This is a genomic window from Mesorhizobium sp. M1004 (assembly GCF_040318795.1).
Classification (GTDB): Bacteria; Pseudomonadota; Alphaproteobacteria; order Rhizobiales; family Rhizobiaceae; genus Mesorhizobium.
The window spans coordinates 503,613-519,686 of sequence record NZ_JAMYNB010000002.1; the positions used below are offsets into that span (position 1 = coordinate 503,613).

Below are 16,074 nucleotides of genomic sequence, written 5' to 3' on the forward strand. Positions count from 1 at the left end.
CGCTGGCCTTATGCGGAATAGCGCTGGAAAATCAGCGTTGCGTTGGTGCCACCGAAGCCGAACGAGTTGGACAAAACCGTGTCGATCCTGGCGTCGTCGATGCGCTTGCGCACGATCGGCATGCCCTCGAATTCGGGATCGAGGTTTTCGATATGGGCGCTCTCGCCGATGAAGCCGCCTTGCATCATCAGGATCGAGTAGATCGATTCCTGTACGCCGGCGGCACCCAGCGAATGGCCGGTCAGCGACTTTGTCGAGGTGATGAACGGCATCTTGTCGCCGAACACCTCTCGGATGGCGCCCATTTCCCGGGAATCGCCGACCGGCGTCGAGGTGCCGTGGGTGTTGATGTAGTCGACCGGCCTGGACACCGTCGCCAGAGCCTGGCGCATGCAGCGCACCGCGCCTTCGCCCGACGGCGCCACCATGTCGTAGCCGTCCGACGTCGCGCCATAGCCGACGATCTCAGCGTAGATCTTGGCGCCGCGCGCCTTGGCGTGTTCGAGCTCCTCCAGGATGAGGACGCCCGCGCCGCCCGCGATGACGAAGCCATCGCGATTGGCGTCATACGCGCGGGAAGCTGTCGGCGCACGATCGTTATACTTCGACGACATCGCGCCCATGGCATCGAACAGGTCCGACATCGTCCAGTCGAGGTCTTCATGGCCGCCGGCAAACATCACATCCTGCTTGCCCCACTGGATCAGTTCGTAGGCGTTGCCGATGCAATGCGCCGAGGTCGAGCAGGCCGACGAGATCGAATAGTTGACGCCGTGGATCTTGAACCAGGTGGCGAGCGTCGCCGACGCGGTCGACGACATCGCCTTCGGCACCGCGAACGGACCGATGCGCTTGGGGCTGTTGTTCTTGAGCGTGGTCTCGGCCGCCTCGACGATGGTGCGGGTCGAGGGGCCGCCCGAGCCCATGACGATGCCGGTGCGCTCATTGGTGATGTCGCTTTCGCCAAGCCCGGCGTCGGCGATGGCCTGGTCCATCGCGACATGGTTCCAGGCCGCGCCCTGGCTCAGGAAGCGCATGGCGCGCCGGTCGATCATAGGGGTCGGGTCGAGCGTCGGCGCGCCCCAGACCTGGCAGCGGAAGCCGTGTTCGGCGAAGGAATCGGAGAAGCTGATGCCTGATTTGGCATCGTGGAGCGAGGATTGCACCTCGTTGGCGTTGTTGCCGATCGACGATACGATGCCGAGGCCTGTGACGACGACCCTTCTCATTCGCAACTCCTTCCAGCGGATGATCCCGAAACCCTAGTCGGTTTTCGCCGGCGATCATACGCAAAATCAAAATGCCGCAGCGTCGTTGCGCGTCCGGGAACGCCCTGCTGCAGTGGCGCCGGTCAGGCGGCCGATTGCTTGGACAGCCCCACCTTGAGGTCCGTCGCAGCGTATATGGGTTCGCCGTCGGCCTTAAGCCAGCCATCGGCGATACCGAGCACCAGGCGTCCACGCATGACGCGCTTGAAATCGATGCCGTATTCCACCTTCTTGACCGAAGGCGTCACCATGCCCTTGAACTTGACCTCGCCGGTCGACAGCGCCATGCCCTTGCCCGGTTCGCCGAGCCAGCCGAGGTAAAAACCCGTCAATTGCCACATGGCGTCAAGGCCCAGGCACCCCGGCATGATCGGATTGCCGATGAAATGGCAGGCGAAGAACCACAGGTCCGGCTTGATGTCGAATTCGGCGCGGATGAAGCCCTTGTCGTGGGCGCCGCCGGTCTCGCTGATCTCGGTGATGCGGTCGAACATCAGCATGGGCGGGTAGGGTAGCTGGGCGTTGCCGGGCCCGAACAGCTCGCCGCGGGCGCAGGCAAGCAATTCCTCATAACCGTAGCTGGATTTCGAACCCGCCATATGTCTCGTCCCCATAATGTCCCGGGCGGTGGGGCGCCCTTGTCGTTGGTTTCCTAACACAATCCCTTTCGGGCCGGAAACCGGCGTTTGCGCTTAACCCGCCCGTCTGCCCGGGTCAATGCGCGCTCTCGCATCGGCCCGAAATCGATTTCGATTCCGGAAAGCACGATGCGACGCCAAAAAAGCGATAGAGCGCACTTAGTGCGTCCAACTGGACGCACGTCGCTCTATTGATCGTATTCCGCCAACAGAATATATGTCGGGAGGTATCCAGTTTCGGTTGATGACGTTTTTTCGCCACTCTGGGCGTGTCTTGAGGCAGAACTGTGGGCTTGGACGGATAGATGGATCTGGGCTGCCGGAAGGAAAATGTCGCTGTGGACAAGCGGGTTCGCGAAGCCGGCCTTAGGCCGACACGCCAACGCATTGCGCTGGCCGATCTGCTGTTTGCCAAGGGCGACCGCCACCTTTCGGCCGAGGAACTGCATGAAGAGGCGGTCGCCGCCGGCGTGCCGGTCTCGCTCGCCACCGTCTACAACGCGCTTCACCAGTTCACCCAGGCCGGCCTGCTGCGCATCCTGGCGGTCGAGGGGTCCAAGACCTATTTCGACACCAACACCTCCGATCACCATCATTTTTACATCGAAGGCGAAAACAGGATCTTCGATATAGAAAGCGGTCCGGTGACCGTCTCCAACCTGCCGGAGCCACCCGCAGGCATGGAGATCGCCAATGTCGACATCGTGGTGAGGCTGCGCCCGAAGCGCAACGTTTAAGCCCCACCCCATGAAGCCTGTCGATTTTGCAATCCGGCTCGAATGGGTTGCGGTCGCGCTCGTGGCTATAGTCGCCTATGCCGCGTCAGGCGTTTCCTGGTGGCTGTTCGCCCTGCTTATTCTGGCGCCCGACCTGTCGATGCTGGGCTATCTCGCCGGGGCACGGATCGGCGCTGTCGCTTACAACGCGTTGCACATCCTGATCGTCCCGCTGTTGCTGGCCCTCGCCGGATATGTTCTGGCCAATTCGACGGCGACCGCGATTGGTCTGATCTGGATCATCCACATCGCCGTCGACCGCGCGCTCGGCTACGGTCTCAAACTGTCGACCGGTTTTCAGGACACCCATCTCGGCCGTATCGGCCGTTAGGCCTCCAGCAATCTCAATTCTTGACGTGCTCGCCGGGATAGGCGCCCCACACCTGCGACTGGGCGATCCAGCCGGTGTGGCCGTCGAAGGTCATTTCGCACCACTGGCCATCGCAGGTTTTGATCGTGCCCGTAACGCCCGGCTCGATGATGGCGATGACGCTGGCGTCCTTATCGGCATCGTCGAGCAGATTGATTCGGCCACCTTTGGTGCGTTGCCAAGGGGCGACGATCGCGGTCCGGCGGCCCGACAGCAGCGACTGGTTGATCCAACCCTCCGAGCCATCGGCATCGCGCACGCGCCGCCAGGTATCGAATTCCTGGATGATTTCCATCGGCAGGCCGGCCTTTGTGTACATCCAGTCGACGGAATAGTTGGCGCCGGGGCCAACGCGCGAGTTGACGCGAGCCGATTTCAGGCTGACGAAACGCGGCAGCGGCAGGCCGCTCGGCCCGAGCGTGACCGTCTGCACAGGTGCGGCGGCACCTTGCGCCGCGGCTTGCGGGGAATGCAGGAGAGCGCCGAGAAGCGCTGCGCTGAGGATCAGGCGAAGCGACGCGAAACCAGACACTTTCATTCCTTTCGGCGCGTGCCCTTTGGTCCGGGCGCCCCTTTTTCTTTGTCTTCGGCGGCACCGCTTGTTACAGGAGTGGCAGGCACCGCGACCGGTATTCAGTTTCGCCTGTCTTGGTTAAAGAGGTCTCAACGAGATCGGGTTCGAGGAAACAATGGCAGGCAAAAAACGGCCTCTCGTCGTCATCACGCGCAAGCTGCCCGATCCGGTCGAGACCCGCATGCGCGAACTCTTCGACGCCAGGCTGAATGTCGAGGACAGGCCGATGACGCAGCCGGAGCTGGTCGCGGCGATCAAGGAAGCCGATGTGCTGGTGCCGACCATCACCGACCAGATCGATGCGGCGCTGATTGCCCAGGCCGGCGACAATCTCAAGCTGATCGCCAATTTCGGCAATGGCGTCGACAAGATCGATGTCGCTGCGGCGGCCAGGAAAGGCATTACCGTCACCAACACGCCGAACGTGCTGACCGAGGATACGGCCGACATGACCATGGCGCTGATGCTGGCCGGCCCGCGGCGGCTGGCCGAAGGCGCCAATGTGCTCACCAGCGACAAGAAATGGGCCGGTTGGTCGCCGACCTGGATGCTCGGCCGGCGCATCTGGGGCAAGCGCCTCGGCATTGTCGGCATGGGCCGCATCGGCACCGCTGTTGCCAGGCGCGCAAAGGCTTTCGGCCTGTCCATCCACTACCATAACCGCCATCGCGTGCTGCCGGCGGTCGAGGAAGGGCTGGAGGCGACCTATTGGGAAAGCCTCGACCAGATGCTTGCCCGCATGGACATCATCTCGATCAACTGCCCGTCGACGCCGGCGACCTTTCATCTGCTTTCGGCGCGGCGCCTGGCTCTGCTTCAGCCCACCGCCTATGTGGTCAACACCGCGCGCGGCGACATCATCGACGAGGAAGCGCTGGTCAAGCTGATCCAGGACGGCAAGATCGCCGGCGCCGGCCTCGACGTCTATGAGCACGAACCGGCGCTGAACTCGAAACTGCTGAAGCTTGCCGCCAAGAACAAGGTCGTGCTTTTGCCGCATATGGGTTCGGCGACGATCGAGGGCCGCATCGACATGGGCGAGAAGGTGATCATCAACATCCGCGCCTTCTTCGACGGGCACCGGCCGCCGGACCGCGTGCTGCCGCTACGGACTTGAAGCGGGCCGCGTTCAGGATGCGGTTGTGAGGGCGCCATCCGCCGCGACACTCACACGCTTGCCGCGATAGGCCTCAAAATCGTCGCGCTCGAGCCTGAGCGCTACCGGCGTCCGCCAGCCCATTTCCCTGGCCACGATCAAGCCAAGCAGCAGGATCGCGTCCGGCTCGTGCAGCACGAGTGCCGTCGGCGCATGGCCATTGTGGACGAGTTCCATCAGCACGGCTGACGCTGAGGACGAGCCGATCGTGCCGGGCAGGAACAGCACACGCCCGGAAATGGTCTCGCCATGCTGCGGGTGACGGACATCGGCGATGCGGCCGCTCTTCGGATCGACGCCGCCCCAGAAGCTGATCGGCGCCGTCAGCACCAAGGCCAGCCCTTCGCCTCCGCTGCCCGGCACCAGGATTTCAGCGACGGCGCTCATGCGGCGATATCCGTAAACCTGGGCTTACCGGCAACCGCGCTTTCCACGCAGTCGGCCAGCGAGCCGTAAAGCACGGCGTAACCGGTATTGCCCGGCGCGTAGTGCGCGAATTTTCCCGAATTGGTCATCAGCACGCCGCCGGCCAGATTCGGCAGGATCGGCGTCACCACCACGCAGGTGTCGGCGACGATGATGACGCCGCTGGCTTCGAGCATCTTGCGCTTGCCGTTCTGCTCCAGCCTGGTGAGCACGTGGCGGCCGGTGCAGGCGTAAATCGGCACGCTGAGCCGCCGCCCGCCAATCAGCCGCTCAAGTGCATCGAATTCGGCCAAAGACAGATGCGGACTGCCGATCGCCACGGCATCGATGGCGGTCTGCGTGGCTGCGGTGGACAGGCCGGCGCGGGCCTTCATGGCCATCTCCGGCGTTACGCGGATCATCGTTTCCGGCCTGCCGCCCACCAGGATGGTCTCGGCGTCGGGCGCTTCTGGCGTTACCCCAGCGATATGGAACAGGCCGACGGCGCCCGACGATGCCGCCGCCGCGCCGAAGGCCTTCAGCGCATCCTCGCCGGGATGGCTGGATATGCCGGTGACGACGCCGACCGCGTTGCCGACCTCACGGCCGTAGAGGTTGCCCAGCACCGGCCAGGCGATCTCCGAACCAAGGAACGAGGCGGAGAGGCCGGACACATCGAACACCAGCCGTGCCTGCCGGTTCTCGGGGCGATGCAGGCCGTAATCCGGCGCGCGGCCCGATATGGCGCAGGCGATGTCGAGGAAGTCGCCATAGCGGTTGGTGCGTGCCCCCAGCACCGAATTGCAGAACACCACCGCGTTGGATTCACCCCAGGCGACATCGCTGCCAAGCGCTGGCCTGTGGCCGGCTTGATAGGGCGCGCAGGTCCAGCTCTGCTCGCAGCCAAGTTTGCGGTAGGCCTCCATCATTCGTCGCGCCATGCCGCGCGCCGGCTCTTCGAGGCGCACGCGCGAGCAGCCCATCAGATCGAGCGCGCCGACATTGAGCGTCGAGCGCACCGCGACCCTGGCGCCGCCATCGACCAGCCTTTCGGCAAACAGCGTGCCGGAATCGCCGTGATAGAGCGCGCCGTCTATATGCGTCGAGGCGATCGGGATCAGTCGCGGCGCGCCGAGCAGCGCAGCGCTTTCGGCAACGATGCGCATCGCCATCGCCGCCCCGTCATGGCCGGAGGCGATTGTCTGCTCCTGTGCGCTGAGGGCGAGGCTCACGCGAACTCCTTGCGCATGGTGATCGAGGTCGGCCGGTCATAGCCGTCATGCGCGGTGCGTTCAGTCTCGCGAAAGCCGAGACCGGCAAAGGTTGCATGATTTACGGTCAGTTCGATTCGCGTCTGCAGTTCGATGGCCGGTTTGTTCCGGCTGCGGGCGAGAAATTCGACAGCCTGCATCAGCCGCCTGCCGATGCCTTGCCCTTGAAGCTCAGGTTCGACGGCGAGCTTGCCGATGTAGAAATCATCGGCTCTCTCCAGCGCGAAAACGCAGCCGGCGATCCTGTCATCCTGCAGGGCCAGCAACACGGTCTCGCGGCCAGCCTTGTCCCTGAGGTTTCCGGCGTTCAGCAGATGTGCCGAGGAGGGCGGGTCGATGACGCCGTCCATCGGTGCAAAGGCGCGCATGATCAGGCTGAGCAGTTCGTCCCAGCGGTCGAAGCCGGGGGCGAGCTGCGTGACCAAAACACTGGCAGGCTGATCCATGCGGTCAGCTTCTCTTGTAGCGGATCGTGTCGAAGCGCGCCGACAGCGCATCGTAGAGCAGCAGCCGGCCGACCAGCGGTTCGCCGATGCCGGTGATCAGCTTGATCGTTTCCATCGCCTGCAGCGTGCCGACGACGCCGGTCAGCGCACCGACGACCCCGGCCACCGCGCAGGATGGCACCAGCCCCTCTGGCGGCGCTTCGGGAAAGAGGTCGCGATATCCAGGGTTCGGTCTGCCGTCGGTGCCGGTGCCGAACGGCATCAACACCGTAACCGAGCCGTCGAAGCGGCCGACGGCGGCATGCACGAGCGGCCGCTTTTCCGCCGCGCAGGCATCCGCCACCACATAGCGCGTCTCGAAATTGTCGGAGCCGTCGACGACCACGTCGTAGCGCGCCACGAGAACGGCAGCATTGTCGGCCGTCAGCCTGAAATCGTGCAATTCCACCGCGACATGGGGATTGATCCGGGCGATCGCTGCTTTGGCGCTCTCGGTCTTCGCCGTTCCGACCGTATCGGTGGCGTGGATCACTTGCCGCTGCAGATTGGACAGCGAGACAATGTCGTCATCAACGATGCCAAGTGTGCCGACGCCCGCGGCAGCGAGATATTCCAGCACCGGTGCGCCGAGGCCGCCGGCGCCGATCACCAGCACCCGTGCGCGCTTCAGCCGCTGCTGGCCGGCGCCGCCGATCTCGGGCAGCACGATGTGGCGGGCATAGCGTTCGAGTTCTTCGTCGGTGAGGGCGGCAGGGGTCATTGCCCGACCATATAGCGGAGCAAAAACCTTGTCAGGTCTCTTCGGTTGGCCCAACCGTGCCGTGGTCGACGGTGAGGAACTGCGCGCGTCCCCTCAGGCTGGAAAACAGCGCGGCGTCGGTTCCGGTCATGAAGGCCTGGCAGTTCAGCTCCTCCAGGATCGAGAACAGCGCGGCGCGCCGGCCGGCATCGAGATGCGCGGCAATCTCGTCGAGCAACAGGATCGGCGTCATCGCCGACATCTCGCCGGTCAGCCTTGCGTGCGACAACACGATGCCGACCAGCAGCGCCTTCTGCTCTCCGGTCGAGCAGAGTTCGGCCGGCATCGCCTTGGGGCGGTGGCGCACCAGTAGATCCGAACGGTGCGGGCCGTCGAGCGTGCGTCCGGCGGCGCGGTCGCGCTCGCGGCCGTCGGCAAGGGCGTCGCGATAGCGTTGCTCGACATCCACAGCGGGTGCTGAGGCGACATGGCTTTCAAGGTCGCCGAAGAGGCTGATGTCGGCTTGCGGAAACGGCCCGCTGGACGGCAACCTGTCGATCATGGCGGCCAGCAGGCGTACCAGTTCGGCGCGCGCAGCCGCGATCGCCACGCCGGTTTCGGCCATCTGCATCTCGATGGCGTCGAACCAGGCGCCGTCGCGCGAGCCTTCCGTAAGCAAGCGGTTACGTCCGCGCATCGCCTTCTCGTAATCGAGCGCACGCTGGCCGTGGCCGGGATCGACAGCCAAAACCAGCCGGTCGAGAAAGCGCCGCCGGTCGGCGGCAGGTCCGGGGAACAGGCCGTCCATGGCCGGCGTCAGCCAGACGACGCGCAGCCATTCCAGCATGGCGTCTGCCGACCGTGCCGGCGCGCCATTGATGCGCACCTTGCGACCGCCCTCGCCGGCCGCTTCACCCCCGGTGATGCCGGTGCCGATCTCGACCTGTCCCTCCGGCCCGTCGAGCCTTGCGTGGAGCGCAAAGCCGCCATCGCCGCCTTCGCGGGCCACGTCGACATAGGGCGCACGGCGCAGGCCGCGGCCCGGCGTCAGCAGGGAGATGGCTTCCAGAAGATTGGTCTTGCCGGCGCCATTGTCGCCGGAAAACACCACCGCGCCGGGTGAAAAGCCGATCGACAACGCCGCATAATTGCGGAAATTCGTAAGTGTGAGCTTACTTATGTGATTTTGTTCCGGCAACCGCTATCCGCCTATAGAAGTCGCCGCAATCACTATGCTGCAGTGTGCCGCAGTGCGGCTACACCCGCATCGGCATCAGCACGTAGAGCGCGGTCTCATCGGCCATGTCATGGATCAGCGTCGGCGAGCCGGCATCGGCCAGCATGAACTTGGCTTCCGTGCCGGTGAGTTGAGCAGCGACGTCGAGCAGATATTTGGCGTTGAAGCCAATCTCGATCGGGTCGGACGAATAGTCGGCCGCCAGTTCCTCGGTGGCGCTGCCCGAATCCGGATTGTTGACGGCAAGCGTCACCTGGCCTTCGGTGATCGAAAGCTTCACCGCGCGGCCGCGCTCGGAGGAAATGGTCGAGACGCGATCGACGGCGGCGGCGAAGCTCTGGCGGTCGATGATCAGCTTCTTGTCGTTGCCGGTCGGAATGACGCGCTGGTAGTCCGGGAAAGTGCCGTCGATCAGCTTCGAGGTCAGAACCACGCTGCCGATGGTGAAGCGGATCTTGGTGTCGGACAATTCGGTGGTCACCGCGACATCGGGATCGTCGACCAGCTTCTGCAATTCGCTGACCGTCTTGCGCGGAATGATGATGCCCGGCATGCCTTCGGACCCGGCCGGAGCGTCGATCTCGGCGCGCGCCAGGCGGTGACCGTCGGTCGCCACCGAACGCAGCTTCAGCTTGCCGCCAGTTTCATGCGTGTGCAGGTAGATGCCGTTGAGATAGTAGCGCGTCTCTTCGGTGGAGATGGCGAACTGGGTCTTTTCGATAAGGCCTCTCAGGGCGACGGAATCGAGCCGGAAGATGTGTGAGAAGGATCCCGCCGAAAGCTCCGGGAAATCGGACTGCGGCAGGCATTGCAGGCGAAAGCTCGAGCGGCCCGACGTTACCGTCATGGCGTTGCCGTCCTCGTCGGTCTTCAGCATCACTTCGGCGCCGTCGGCCAGCTTGCGCACGATGTCGTAGAGCAGGTGCGCCGGAACCGTCGTCGCCCCGCCGCGCTCGACCTTTGCCGGCGTCGCTTCGGTCACTTCGAGGTCGAGGTCGGTGGCTTTCATTTCAAGGCTGGCGCCCTCGGCGCTGAGCAGCACGTTCGACAGGATCGGTATGGTATTGCGCCGCTCGACCACGCGATGAACGTGGTTGAGCGACTTTAGGAGATTGGACCGTTCCAGGATAACACGCATGACGAAACAGGCTCGCTTGAATGAATGGACGGGTCACCAGTGGGCGGCGCCCCGCGAAAGGTCTGAACAGGCTCAGAATCTATGCAAACTGACAGGAAAAAGCCAGCAAACGCAAGTCCGGGCCACCGGTTCGCGCCGGTTAAGCGGGCTTTCTGGGGATAAAGCGGACGTTGGCCGGCAACCGATGCATGTCGCCGAAAACTGCGCAGCGGTTTTGGGACAACGACATGCATCAAAACAAGAAAATTTAAAGCGCGACGACCGAATACTCTAACCCTGCGCGCTCCGTTTGCCGCGCCGATCAGGCTTGGTCGTTGATCAGCCTGCGCAACAGTTCCAGTTCCTGCGCCAGCGTGTTGTCGACGCCGGAAAGGTCCTCGATCTTGCGCACCGCATGCAGCACCGTGGTGTGGTCGCGCCCGCCGAACCGCCGGCCGATCTCCGGCAGCGAGCGCGGCGTCAATACCTTCGACAGGTACATGGCGACCTGCCTGGGCTTCACGATGGTGCGCGTGCGCCGGTTGGACAGCAACTCGGTCTTAGACACATTGTAGTGGCGCGCCACGATGCGCTGGATGTCCTCGATGCGCACCCGCTTCGGCTCGCCAGAGCGATAGATGTGCCCCAGGATCTCGTCGATGCGGTCGATGGTGATCGCCGGCTCGAACGACTGACGAAACAGCAGCTGGTTGAACGCGCCCTCCAGCTCACGACCGCTGCCGGTCACCGTGCGGGCGACATGGTTGAGGATCTCCTCCGAAATATTGAGCGATGCATCGTCAACCTTGGCGGTGGCAAGCCGAAGTTTGAGCATGCCTATGCGCATGGCGAAGTCCGGCGCCGACATTTCCAGCGCGACACCGCCATTGAGGCGCGAGCGCACCCGCGGTTCCAGCGATTCCAGTTCCGACGGCGGCCTGTCGGCGGCAACCACCACTTGCTTGGCGCTGTCGAGCAGCATGTTGATGAGATGGCAGAATTCGTGCTGGATCGACTTGCCCTGCAGGAACTGCATGTCGTCGATGATCAAGAGGTCGATGTCGCGCAGCTGTTCCTTCAGCGTCAGCGCATTGTTGTCGCGGATCGCGGTGGCGAAGCGCCACATGAAATATTCGGCCGTCAGATAGACGACGCGCGATTTCGGGTTCTGTTTCAGGGATTCGGCCGCAATCGCCTGCAAAAGGTGCGTCTTGCCGAGCCCGACGGTCGCATGAAGGAACAGCGGGTTGAAGCGCACCGCGCTCGACTGCGATTCCGCCACGGCTTTGGCTGCGGCGAAAGCCACCCGGTTCGACGGGCCTTCGATGAAGGAGCCGAACGTGTAGCGCGGGTCGAGCGGCGACCCCAGCACATTGTGCCGGAATTCGCTCTCGATGGGCGTGCCGGGACGAGGGGCGGGCGCCCGCTCCACCCTGCCGGGGCCGACCGTGCCGGCCGCCAATGCGGTCTGCGTATGCTTGGTCATCTTGCGCGCCGGCACGGCCTCGGGTTCGACGCCATTGCGGGCAGGACGGGTCGCGGTGCGCACGACCATCTCGATCTTGAGGATTTCGGGATCCTCGTGCTTCCACAGATCGGCGATGAGATCGAGATAATGGCCATTGATCCACGAGCGCAGGAAGGCCGTGGGCACCGAGATGCGTACAATGCCCCGGGAAGCCTCAGCCACCTTCATACGGCCGAACCAGCTCGAATAGACCTCGGTTCCCAGGCGCGCCTTCAACTGGGCCTTGACCCGGTCGAACTTCTGTTCCGCGTCGCTGGAAGCCGCCATATCGTGCGCTCCGACCAATGTTCCGGGAAATGGCAGGTCGCCCGTAAGCTCCCGCTCGATGCCGCTCTGCATGATTGTGCGTCCCTTTTCCTTTGTACCTTTTTTCCGCCGGGAGTGCGCCTCCTGCACCCATGTTTCCGGCGACCGTATCTTCGCTACAACACCACCGCCGCCGCCGGCGGATGACGTTGCCTCGTCAAAAAGGGATGGGTCCCGGCTGCTTAAAGCCAGTCCGTCTGACATGTTCGGGCAAAGCGGTGCTACCCGGCGAAAACGCCGGTGCGCCATCAAGCTGCCATGTACAATTACGCCAGTCCCCTATCGTATCGAAAAGGCAAGCCATACCCGTTCGCGGAATTGATCCACGTCATGAATTCTGCCACTGTTAGCTGGCCGATTCAGGCTGGGTTAAGGGCTAATGGCCCGTCCCTTTCGATAGACCGACATTACCGAAATCGCTGTGGATAGGGCAAGGCCACCTCTAACGGATTTTTAAGGAATCTGGTTAGTGAACAACGGTTCGGGCTCCGTGCTGGAAGCGCATATTTTGACAAAGCCATTGGGATTCAAACCCTTTTGCCGCGAATATGAAAATGGCTGTGCGGTTTGAAATTTTCTGAAATAATTCGCTTGACACCAACTTGCTGCCTGTCGCCCACAGGCTATGTGAACAAGCTGTGGATCACTTCCAGCAAGTCACTGAAAAATATCAGCAATTTGTGACAGCCAAATTTATTGGCGTGGGCCGTTTCGGCGGATTGGAACATCAGTGGGAGTGTATGTGCCGGCAAAGCATTCCGGACTCTGGAATGCGGCTCGGGCGTGCTTTGCGGCCGTTCTTTTTAAGTGCTTGCCGGCAAACGAAAAAACCCGGCGCGATTGGCCGGGTTTGAAAGAACGACAGTTCAGGAACGGTCGATCAGGCCGACAGCACCTTGAGGCGGTGAGCAAGACGCGACACCTTGCGCGATGCCGTATTCTTATGGATCACGCCCTTGGTCGCGGCGCGCATCAATTCCGGCTCTGCGGTCTTGAAGGCTTCCAGCGCGGCTGCCTTGTCGCCGGCAGCCAGTGCCTCTTCGACCTGGCGGACATATGTACGCACGCGCGAGCGGCGGTTCTTGTTGATCGCTGCGCGGCGGGCGATCTTGCGCGTTGCCTTTTTGGCCGAGGAGGTATTGGCCATGATGCCTCTCTTCTGATCTGGTGGGCGCATGCGGGATGCCGCAGGGCGCAAAAAACAAACGGGCAGCCAACGGCCGCCTCGGTTGGAGCGGCTTATAGTTCAGCTTTTCCGGCGCGTCAACGCCGCTTTGGCTTCTTTTTGGTCCTCGCCGCCGCCACTCTAGCGATTGGTGAAATTCGGCTTCCGCTTCTCGGCAAAGGCGGCCATCCCTTCCTTCTGGTCGTCGAGCGCAAACAGCGAGTGGAACAGCCGGCGTTCGAAGCGCAGTCCCTCCGCCAGCGTCGTCTCGTAGGCGCGGTTGACTGCCTCCTTGGCCATCATCACCGATGGCAGTGAAAACTCTGATATCCTGGCCGCGGCCTTCATCGCCTCCTCGATCAACTCGCCGGCCGGCACGACGCGCGAGGCCAGGCCGCTGCGCTCGGCTTCGGCGGCATCCATCATCCGACCGGTCAGGCACATGTCCATGGCCTTCGACTTGCCGACAAAGCGGGTCAGCCGTTGCGACCCGCCCATGCCGGGAATGACGCCGAGCGTGATTTCGGGCTGGCCGAATTTCGCCGTGTCGGCGGCAATGATGAAATCGCACATCATCGCCAGTTCGCAGCCGCCGCCCAGTGCATAGCCGGCGACCGCCGCGATCATCGGCTTGCGCGCACGGGTAAACTCTTCCCAGCCGACGAAGAAATCCTGCACATAGGCCTCCGCGTAGGTGACGGCCTGCATTTCCTTGATGTCGGCGCCCGCCGCAAAAGCCTTCTCGGAACCGGTGATGACCATGGCGCCGATGCCGGGATCGGCGTCGAACCCCTTTGCCGCCGTCAGCAAATCCGCCAGCACCTGCGCGTTCAGCGCGTTCAGCGCCTTGGGCCGGTTCAGCGTGATCAGGCCGACCTTGCCGCGCGTCTCGACGATGATGGTTTCATAGCTCATGGGCTGGCCTCCTGGTTGCGGCACTGAAGGACCGTCTAGCTTACCGCTGGCAGGTCCGGCAATAAAAGGTCGAGCGGCCGCTTTGCACGATGCGCTCGATGTGGCCGCGACAGCCGGGCGTCGGACAGGGCTCGCCTTCGCGATCGTAGACCGCGAAGGAATGCTGGAAATAGCCCGGCGACCCGTCTGTGTGCACATAGTCGCGCAGCGAAGACCCGCCGGCGGCGATCGCATCGGCGATCACCGAACGGATTGCCTCGGCCAGTCGTTCGCTCTGTTCCTTGGCCTTCTTGCCGGTCCCGGCGATGGTGCCTGCCTCGCGCAATGGCGAAAGGCCGGCGCGCCACAGCGCTTCCGACACATAGATATTGCCGAGCCCGGCAATCAGCTTCTGGTCGAGCAGCGCCGCCTTCAACGGCGATCTGCGGCCCTTCAGCAGAGAGGCGAGCAGGGCGCCTTCCAGCGCATTGCCGGTCGGCTCGACGCCCAGTCCCGCGAGCATCGGATGCGCGTCGGCCAGGCCTTCCGCAAACAGCATGAAGCCGAAGCGACGCGGGTCGTTGAAGACCACGCGAGACTGGACGCCGACAGGCGACACGACATGGAACACCACATGGTCGTGCTTGGCATCCTTCGAGCGCTCTTGATGGAACGTGCCGGGCGTCTCTTTGTCATCAGCGGCCTCGATGCGGAACGAGCCCGACATGCCGAGATGGCAGATCAGCACCGGGCCACCGTCCAGGTGTATGGTGAGATATTTGGCGCGGCGGCCAAGCGCGATGACCGTCTTGCCGGTCAGCCGCTGCGCAAATTTCGCCGGAAACGGAAATCTGAGATCGGGCCGGCGCGCCTCGACGCGCACGATCCGCGCGCATTCCAGAACCGGCTGCAGGCCGCGCCGGACCGTTTCGACCTCGGGCAGTTCAGGCATGGCCGCCTATCGCCGAATGGAAGGAAGCGCCGTGGCGGCCGCGCGCCAGCTTGAGGTGTTCGGCGACCGTCTCGCCGATATCGGCGAAGGTGGTCCTGAGCCCGATGTCGCCGCCCGTGAGACCCGGTGCGGTGCCGATGACCGGGACGCGTTCGCGCGTGTGGTCGGTGCCACGCCATGTCGGATCGTTGCCATGGTCGGCGGTGAGGATGAGCAGATCGCCCGGCTTCAGCTTTGCCAGTGCCTCGGGCAGCCGGCGGTCGAAGGCTTCGAGCGCCGCAGCATAGCCGGCGACGTCGCGGCGATGGCCGAACTCGGTGTCGAAGTCGACGAAATTGGCGAACACCAGGTCGCCGTCGCCGGCATCGTCCATCGCGCCCAGCGCCTTGTCGAACATTGCCATGTTGCCGGGCGCCTTGCGTACTTCCGAGATACCGCGGTGGGCGAAGATGTCGTCGATCTTGCCGACCGCGATCACCCGGCTGCCGCGCCCGGTCAAGCGGTCGAGCAGCGTCGGCTCAGGCGGCGGCACGGCGTAGTCATGGCGGTTGTAGGTGCGCTCGAAGGTGGCTGATGTTTCGCCCAGGAAAGGCCGTGCGATCACCCGTCCGATCTTCAGCGGATCGACCAGCCGGCGTACCGTCTTGCAGAACTCGTAGAGCCGCTCCAGGCCGAAATGAACTTCGTGCGCTGCTATCTGCAGGACGGAATCGACCGAGGTGTAGCAGATCGGCTGGCCGGTGCGGATATGCTCCTCGCCGAAGCGCTCGATGATCTCCGTGCCGGGCGCATGGCAGTTGCCGAGAATGCCCGGCACCTTGCCCTCGCGGATCATCGCTTCGGTCAGTTCGGCAGGGAAGGCGGGCACCTTATCGGGGAAATAGCCCCAGTCGAACCGCACGGGCAGCCCGGCGATTTCCCAGTGACCCGACGGCGTATCCTTGCCGCTCGAAATCTCCTGCGCGGCGCCGTGGAAGGCGGAGGCTGAAACGGCGGCTTTGCTGTCGAATTGGAAGCCGGTTGCGGTTTCTGCTGCGCGGCCGAGACCGAGCGAAACCATGGTGGGCACCTTCAGCGGTCCCTCGCGCAGGCCCTCGCGATCGGCGCGGGCTTCCGCGCAGGCCAGCGCGATATGTCCGAACGTGTTCGAGCCGGCGTCGCCATAGCGTTCGGCATCGGCGGCGCCGCCAATGCCGAAAGAATCGAGAACGAAGAGGAAAGCGCGTGACATC

19 protein-coding genes are annotated in these 16,074 nt (G+C 63.6%); 5 read left to right on the plus strand and 14 right to left on the minus strand.

Features of this window, described 5'->3' with window-relative positions; all coding sequences use genetic code 11:
• Positions 1 to 8: 8 nt before the first annotated feature.
• Complete coding sequence (fabB, locus tag NKH54_RS06550; protein WP_353027898.1) at positions 9 to 1,229, minus strand: beta-ketoacyl-ACP synthase I; 1,221 nt, start codon at positions 1,227 to 1,229, stop codon at positions 9 to 11.
• 122 nt (positions 1,230 to 1,351) lie between these two features.
• Positions 1,352 to 1,867 (minus strand): 3-hydroxyacyl-[acyl-carrier-protein] dehydratase FabA, encoded by a 516-nt coding sequence (gene fabA, locus NKH54_RS06555; RefSeq protein ID WP_023669566.1) that lies wholly within the window; start codon positions 1,865 to 1,867, stop codon positions 1,352 to 1,354.
• Between the two features lie 344 nt (positions 1,868 to 2,211).
• On the opposite strand from fabA, the gene irrA reads away from it, so the two are divergent.
• Both irrA and NKH54_RS06565 read left to right on the plus strand, forming a co-directional pair.
• A complete protein-coding gene (gene irrA, locus NKH54_RS06560) occupies positions 2,212 to 2,643 on the plus strand; it encodes an iron response transcriptional regulator IrrA (protein WP_023699466.1) in 432 nt (143 codons plus the stop codon).
• Positions 2,644 to 2,653: 10 nt separating this feature from the next.
• Positions 2,654 to 3,013, plus strand: coding sequence for a DUF4260 domain-containing protein (locus tag NKH54_RS06565; protein WP_023746682.1), 360 nt, complete (start codon positions 2,654 to 2,656; stop codon positions 3,011 to 3,013).
• Positions 3,014 to 3,026: 13 nt separating this feature from the next.
• Here NKH54_RS06565 and NKH54_RS06570 read toward each other — a convergent pair whose 3' ends face one another.
• Positions 3,027 to 3,584 carry an SH3 domain-containing protein gene (locus NKH54_RS06570; RefSeq protein ID WP_023669569.1) on the minus strand — a complete coding sequence of 186 codons (558 nt, stop codon included), beginning with the start codon at positions 3,582 to 3,584 and terminating at the stop codon, positions 3,027 to 3,029.
• A 157-nt stretch (positions 3,585 to 3,741) separates the two neighbouring features.
• Here NKH54_RS06570 and NKH54_RS06575 point away from each other — a divergent pair, with 157 nt between their 5' ends.
• The gene (locus NKH54_RS06575) at positions 3,742 to 4,743 is read left to right on the plus strand and encodes a 2-hydroxyacid dehydrogenase (RefSeq protein ID WP_023696726.1); all 1,002 of its coding nucleotides are present in this window, start codon (positions 3,742 to 3,744) and stop codon (positions 4,741 to 4,743) included.
• 12 nt (positions 4,744 to 4,755) lie between these two features.
• Here NKH54_RS06575 and NKH54_RS06580 read toward each other — a convergent pair whose 3' ends face one another.
• Genes NKH54_RS06580 through dnaN form a run of 6 tightly spaced genes read right to left on the minus strand, consistent with a single transcriptional unit; the run spans position 4,756 to position 10,018 of the window.
• Complete coding sequence (locus NKH54_RS06580) at positions 4,756 to 5,169, minus strand: aconitase X swivel domain-containing protein (RefSeq protein ID WP_023696725.1); 414 nt, start codon at positions 5,167 to 5,169, stop codon at positions 4,756 to 4,758.
• Entirely contained in the window at positions 5,166 to 6,419 is a 1,254-nt protein-coding gene (locus tag NKH54_RS06585; RefSeq protein ID WP_023682000.1) for an aconitase X, read from the minus strand. The genes NKH54_RS06580 and NKH54_RS06585 overlap by 4 nt, the downstream gene beginning before the upstream one ends.
• Complete coding sequence (locus NKH54_RS06590; RefSeq protein WP_352623919.1) at positions 6,416 to 6,904, minus strand: GNAT family N-acetyltransferase; 489 nt, start codon at positions 6,902 to 6,904, stop codon at positions 6,416 to 6,418. The genes NKH54_RS06585 and NKH54_RS06590 overlap by 4 nt, the downstream gene beginning before the upstream one ends.
• Positions 6,905 to 6,908: 4 nt before the next feature.
• The gene (locus NKH54_RS06595; RefSeq protein ID WP_023703473.1) at positions 6,909 to 7,664 is read right to left on the minus strand and encodes a molybdopterin-synthase adenylyltransferase MoeB; all 756 of its coding nucleotides are present in this window, start codon (positions 7,662 to 7,664) and stop codon (positions 6,909 to 6,911) included.
• 31 nt (positions 7,665 to 7,695) lie between these two features.
• On the minus strand, positions 7,696 to 8,841 hold the full coding sequence (recF, locus tag NKH54_RS06600; protein WP_353027899.1) for a DNA replication/repair protein RecF: 1,146 nt from the start codon (positions 8,839 to 8,841) through the stop codon (positions 7,696 to 7,698).
• A 58-nt stretch (positions 8,842 to 8,899) separates the two neighbouring features.
• The gene (dnaN, locus tag NKH54_RS06605; protein ID WP_023669575.1) at positions 8,900 to 10,018 is read right to left on the minus strand and encodes a DNA polymerase III subunit beta; all 1,119 of its coding nucleotides are present in this window, start codon (positions 10,016 to 10,018) and stop codon (positions 8,900 to 8,902) included.
• On the opposite strand from dnaN, the gene NKH54_RS06610 reads away from it, so the two are divergent.
• Positions 10,017 to 10,292, plus strand: a complete 276-nt coding sequence (locus tag NKH54_RS06610) for a hypothetical protein (RefSeq protein ID WP_155922476.1) — start codon at positions 10,017 to 10,019, stop codon at positions 10,290 to 10,292. The genes dnaN and NKH54_RS06610 overlap by 2 nt on opposite strands.
• Positions 10,293 to 10,319: 27 nt before the next feature.
• Here NKH54_RS06610 and dnaA read toward each other — a convergent pair whose 3' ends face one another.
• Positions 10,320 to 11,864: a chromosomal replication initiator protein DnaA gene (gene dnaA, locus NKH54_RS06615; RefSeq protein ID WP_031195619.1), complete on the minus strand. Its 1,545-nt coding sequence runs from the start codon at positions 11,862 to 11,864 to the stop codon at positions 10,320 to 10,322.
• A 569-nt stretch (positions 11,865 to 12,433) separates the two neighbouring features.
• On the opposite strand from dnaA, the gene NKH54_RS06620 reads away from it, so the two are divergent.
• A complete protein-coding gene (locus NKH54_RS06620; RefSeq protein ID WP_353027900.1) occupies positions 12,434 to 12,685 on the plus strand; it encodes a hypothetical protein in 252 nt (83 codons plus the stop codon).
• Between the two features lie 26 nt (positions 12,686 to 12,711).
• Here NKH54_RS06620 and rpsT read toward each other — a convergent pair whose 3' ends face one another.
• The 4 genes from rpsT to NKH54_RS06640 all read right to left on the minus strand — a co-directional run bounded on the left by rpsT (position 12,712) and on the right by NKH54_RS06640 (position 16,073).
• The gene (gene rpsT, locus NKH54_RS06625) at positions 12,712 to 12,978 is read right to left on the minus strand and encodes a 30S ribosomal protein S20 (protein WP_023681995.1); all 267 of its coding nucleotides are present in this window, start codon (positions 12,976 to 12,978) and stop codon (positions 12,712 to 12,714) included.
• 159 nt (positions 12,979 to 13,137) lie between these two features.
• Positions 13,138 to 13,911, minus strand: a complete 774-nt coding sequence (locus NKH54_RS06630) for an enoyl-CoA hydratase (protein ID WP_023681994.1) — start codon at positions 13,909 to 13,911, stop codon at positions 13,138 to 13,140.
• A 40-nt stretch (positions 13,912 to 13,951) separates the two neighbouring features.
• The gene (mutM, locus tag NKH54_RS06635) at positions 13,952 to 14,842 is read right to left on the minus strand and encodes a bifunctional DNA-formamidopyrimidine glycosylase/DNA-(apurinic or apyrimidinic site) lyase (protein ID WP_023711432.1); all 891 of its coding nucleotides are present in this window, start codon (positions 14,840 to 14,842) and stop codon (positions 13,952 to 13,954) included.
• A complete protein-coding gene (locus tag NKH54_RS06640) occupies positions 14,835 to 16,073 on the minus strand; it encodes a phosphopentomutase (protein WP_353027901.1) in 1,239 nt (412 codons plus the stop codon). The genes mutM and NKH54_RS06640 overlap by 8 nt, the downstream gene beginning before the upstream one ends.
• Position 16,074 lies beyond the last annotated feature (1 nt).

Coding starts and splice junctions, on each gene's coding strand:
- NKH54_RS06575 (WP_023696726.1), top strand. CDS start 3,742: ATGGCAGGCAAAAAACGGCCTCTCGTCGTCATCACGCGCAAGCTGCCC.
- fabB (WP_353027898.1), bottom strand. CDS start 1,229: ATGAGAAGGGTCGTCGTCACAGGCCTCGGCATCGTATCGTCGATCGGC.
- irrA (WP_023699466.1), top strand. CDS start 2,212: ATGGATCTGGGCTGCCGGAAGGAAAATGTCGCTGTGGACAAGCGGGTT.
- mutM (WP_023711432.1), bottom strand. CDS start 14,842: ATGCCTGAACTGCCCGAGGTCGAAACGGTCCGGCGCGGCCTGCAGCCG.
- NKH54_RS06580 (WP_023696725.1), bottom strand. CDS start 5,169: ATGAGCGCCGTCGCTGAAATCCTGGTGCCGGGCAGCGGAGGCGAAGGG.
- fabA (WP_023669566.1), bottom strand. CDS start 1,867: ATGGCGGGTTCGAAATCCAGCTACGGTTATGAGGAATTGCTTGCCTGC.
- dnaN (WP_023669575.1), bottom strand. CDS start 10,018: ATGCGTGTTATCCTGGAACGGTCCAATCTCCTAAAGTCGCTCAACCAC.
- NKH54_RS06640 (WP_353027901.1), bottom strand. CDS start 16,073: ATGTCACGCGCTTTCCTCTTCGTTCTCGATTCTTTCGGCATTGGCGGC.
- NKH54_RS06595 (WP_023703473.1), bottom strand. CDS start 7,664: ATGACCCCTGCCGCCCTCACCGACGAAGAACTCGAACGCTATGCCCGC.
- NKH54_RS06610 (WP_155922476.1), top strand. CDS start 10,017: ATGACGAAACAGGCTCGCTTGAATGAATGGACGGGTCACCAGTGGGCG.
- NKH54_RS06590 (WP_352623919.1), bottom strand. CDS start 6,904: ATGGATCAGCCTGCCAGTGTTTTGGTCACGCAGCTCGCCCCCGGCTTC.
- NKH54_RS06565 (WP_023746682.1), top strand. CDS start 2,654: ATGAAGCCTGTCGATTTTGCAATCCGGCTCGAATGGGTTGCGGTCGCG.
- rpsT (WP_023681995.1), bottom strand. CDS start 12,978: ATGGCCAATACCTCCTCGGCCAAAAAGGCAACGCGCAAGATCGCCCGC.
- dnaA (WP_031195619.1), bottom strand. CDS start 11,864: ATGCAGAGCGGCATCGAGCGGGAGCTTACGGGCGACCTGCCATTTCCC.
- NKH54_RS06630 (WP_023681994.1), bottom strand. CDS start 13,911: ATGAGCTATGAAACCATCATCGTCGAGACGCGCGGCAAGGTCGGCCTG.